The sequence below is a fragment of the Rhodopila globiformis genome, assembly GCF_002937115.1.
Classification (GTDB): domain Bacteria; phylum Pseudomonadota; class Alphaproteobacteria; order Acetobacterales; family Acetobacteraceae; genus Rhodopila; species Rhodopila globiformis.
Genome location: NZ_NHRY01000163.1, coordinates 1 through 2,980 on the forward strand (window position 1 = coordinate 1; position 2,980 = coordinate 2,980).

The 2,980-nt window shown below is 64.8% G+C and carries 4 protein-coding genes; 1 reads left to right on the top strand and 3 read right to left on the bottom strand.

Annotated features, from left to right (window positions below):
- Positions 1–292 precede the first annotated feature (292 nt).
- The gene (locus CCS01_RS15705; protein ID WP_104519738.1) at positions 293–922 is read left to right on the top strand and encodes a hypothetical protein; all 630 of its coding nucleotides are present in this window, start codon (positions 293–295) and stop codon (positions 920–922) included.
- 134 nt (positions 923–1,056) lie between these two features.
- On the opposite strand, the gene CCS01_RS15710 is transcribed toward CCS01_RS15705, so the two are convergent.
- The 3 genes from CCS01_RS15710 to CCS01_RS15720 form a co-directional block, all read right to left on the bottom strand.
- The gene (locus CCS01_RS15710; RefSeq protein ID WP_104519739.1) at positions 1,057–2,013 is read right to left on the bottom strand and encodes an acetamidase/formamidase family protein; all 957 of its coding nucleotides are present in this window, start codon (positions 2,011–2,013) and stop codon (positions 1,057–1,059) included.
- 385 nt (positions 2,014–2,398) lie between these two features.
- Positions 2,399–2,653, bottom strand: a complete 255-nt coding sequence (locus CCS01_RS15715) for a hypothetical protein (RefSeq protein ID WP_146101788.1) — start codon at positions 2,651–2,653, stop codon at positions 2,399–2,401.
- A gap of 151 nt (positions 2,654–2,804) precedes the next feature.
- Positions 2,805–2,980 (bottom strand): transposase (locus CCS01_RS15720; protein ID WP_146101497.1); only part of this gene is annotated, 176 nt, incomplete at its 5' end.

The window sequence follows — 2,980 nt, forward strand, 5'->3', positions numbered from 1 at the left end:
TCCCATTTGGTGTGATTTAGGCTCTCGAATTCGTCCATTGATGGAACTCCATCAGCGTGTGCTTTGGCGGCTCACGCTCCAGAGTTTCATTGATGGGCGAACCGGGGCCTACCCCCGCAAATGTCAAACTGCTGCTGCCTCCCCGGCAGAGCCGGGGGAACTCCCGGTTACGTTAGTATTGATACATGCTCCGCCGACCGCGGCATATCCGCTCTGGGGGTCATGAAGCCAGTGCATTTCCTGCATACACGTGTAGGTTGCTTTCAAACTGGAATTGCCTAGGAATGCGTGTATGCGAGAAAATGTTTCGCTGGATCTCCTGGTCAAAAGCCGGCTGAAGCGGTGGGGGCAGCGGCCCCCTGGGGTCCGGCCACGGCGTGGCAAGGAGTCCTGGCTGCGCGGCCGCCCCTCCGAGGACGATGCCAGGATCGGCAGCCCCTATCTGAAAATCCCCGGCAGCAGGCGGCTGCGCACCCTGCCGGATGGGCTCTGGCTCAATTTCGGCGGCACCTTCGCCGAACCCTTCGTCGATATCCTGGCCATCGAGGCGTGCAGCACACTCCAGAACCTGCTCGACAAGCGGTCCCGTTTCGCACCCAGTACCCATTCGATGATGTGCGTCTGCCCCGCCGTCTGGCTGCTGGCGCCGATAACCCCAACCGAGCAGACGCCGCGCTGGCGGGCGACGGGTGTCATCCGGCAGGAGCCGTTTTGCGACGTCATTGTCCCGGTGCGTGAGATGCGCGTGCTCTATGGCCTGAAGCGCGACCACTACAAGGGCTTCGCGCGGCACCAGCTTCCGCATGCGCATGAGTTCTTCGTGCCGATGGAAGCGCTGACCGAGGAAAACAGCGAAAGCAACCCCGCGCTGCGGGAGCTGATCGCCCGTGCTTCGATCTCGGCGAACTTCTTCAGCCCGTGAGCATGGTCCGGCTCCGGCACATAGGCGCTACCATAACTAGGAACAGGGCGTGGTCGTCTCCCTGTCGTCATGGCCGGGCGTATCCGGCCATGACGGGGAGGCAATGGGATGGGCGCCAACCCTGACCGCGCCGCTTAGAACAGCAGCCCTTTCCTCAGCAGAGCATGGATGCCCTTTTCCCCGTTCACCGTCTGGGTGACGTGGAAATCCACCGCCAGCGAGCAGAACTGATAGGCTTCCTGCCGCGACAGGTTGGTCCGGCTGGTGATGAAGGCGATCATCTGCCGCAGCGCGGTCTTCATCGCCGTGTCCAGGTCCTCGTGCATGCCCATGGCGATGAAGTGCGTGGCGGTTTCCGCGCGCGGGTAGGTCAGCAGCGGGTCGCGCAGGCCGCCGCCCTTGTGCAGGGCCAGGGTGAACGTGCCGGTCAGGCACATTTCCAGGGCGTTGATGCAGACCTCGCCGTCGCCCTGGACGCCATGGCCATCGCCGGCCGAGAACAGCGCCCCGGGTGCCCAGACCGGCAGGAACAGCGTCGCGCCCTCGCTGAGTTCCTTGTTGTCGAGATTGCCGCCGTGCTCACGCGGCTGCACCGTCGATATCGTGCCATAGTGCGGCGGCGGCGCGACGCCCATCACGCCGAAAAACGGCGACAGCGAAAGCTCGGTCCCCCACGGCAGGCGGCAGGTCCTGCGGGCGCGGTCCACCGGGATGTGCGAGAGGAATTTCTCCGGGAAGTCCTCCGGAATGGTCCCGGCCAGCGGGCGGAAGCCGCAATAGCCCCAGTCGCAGCCCAGCTCGATTTTGTCGATGCGCACTTCCAGCATGTCGCCGGGCTCGGCCCCGGCCACCGCGACCGGGCCGGTAATCAGGTGACCGGGCGCGCGCGGGATGTTCGCGGCATGGATCGCCGCCAGAGCGGGCGGGACGGCCAGGCCCGATTCGCGCGCCGGCATCACCTCGGGGCCGCCGGACACACATTCCAGCACCACCGTATCGCCCGGGTCCACCGTGATCAGCGGCGGGAAGCTTGCATCGAACATGCCCCAGCGCACGGTCTCCGGCGTCGATGCGATGCGATGCGTGGCCATGCGGAACCGCCCCCCGTTGCGACCAATGATCTGCCGATGCCATCACATCGGCCGGGACGGCACAACCCGGGGCGATCAGCAGACGGAAGGGCACCGCTCCGGTCTTGCGCAGGCGGCCCTGCCAGGAACGCCAGGCAATACCGCCACCCCCGTGATCGCCGTCAGGTCGGGAGAGACCGTCGGACTGTCCTTTATCGTCGCTGCCAGCGGGATGCCGGCCCGCTCACGCCGCCGGTCCATGGGCGCCGGTTCCGGCGGCCCCCGGCATGCTTCTTGTGCATGATTGCCCGTCGCGCAACGAATATCCTCGTGTCGCGCAGCGAATATGCCGATCCCGCGGAAGCCGTGACCCCCGAGGGGATTGCTCGCTGCCGGCGGTGAAGGGCTACGGATGCCCTTTCAGCTCGGCGTCGATCTCGGCCGCCAGCTGAGGGTTCGCGCGGCGGATCTGGCTGGCACGCAGGGTGGCGCCCAGCAGGTTCGTCGGCTGCATTTCCCATGCCTCCAGGAACAGCAAATCCGCTTCTTTCCCGGAATTGTTGATGTCTTCCAGTACTTTCCGAACTGCCTGTGTGAAGGGCGGCTTCCGCGCGCCTGACGCCATCAACATCGGACATTCCCTGATTTCGGTACCGCGCAAACCTCAATCGCCCGCCTGTCAAGCCGCATAAGCAGACGACGAGCGATCGAAGCGACGCGGCCCCAAGATAGGCGGTGCCGATGGAATTCACCAGCCTGTCGGGATGACAAGCCAGTGAATTAAATTTCGCTATGGCACTTAGGGCGTGTCGTCAATTAAGCCAAACGACGGCGGCGGCGAGGTGGACCGCGGCGAGGAAGTTGCGGGCAGTCTTGTCATAGCGGGTTGCGATGGCACGGAACTGCTTGAGCCTGGCGAAGAAATTTTCGATCAGATGGCGCGCCTTGTAGAGGTCGCGGTCGTAGGTCCGCGGCGAGCGGCGATTGG